1 pseudogene is annotated in these 277 nt (G+C 48.7%); it reads right to left on the reverse strand.

Going from position 1 to position 277, the window contains the following annotated elements:
* A pseudogene (locus KJS69_RS29415) lies at positions 1–277 on the reverse strand (RNA-guided endonuclease InsQ/TnpB family protein); the annotation flags it as partial.

The following is a 277-nucleotide window of genomic DNA, read 5'->3' on the forward strand; positions in this document are numbered from 1 at the left end:
TCATAAGGTACCTTGATGCGACCATGCAGGGTGTTGATGGAAAACATCCGTTGCGTAAGCGAGTAATCTCGACGCCAAACGAGGTCAAGCTCCGGTTTCTTGAACCGGACGAATGTCCAGGGGTGGCCGTTGCCGACTAATGACTTGTATCGAGCAATCACCGTTCGCATGACCGATTGGGCCATTTGAGATCGCAAGGAAAAGGTAGAACGCAACTCTCGATACATCAACTGATGCAGCTTCGTCTTGGAGAGAATTTTCTCTTCAAATACAAGCT

The sequence above is a fragment of the Paenibacillus sp. J2TS4 genome (genome assembly GCF_018403245.1).
Lineage (GTDB): Bacteria > Bacillota > Bacilli > Paenibacillales > NBRC-103111 > Paenibacillus_L.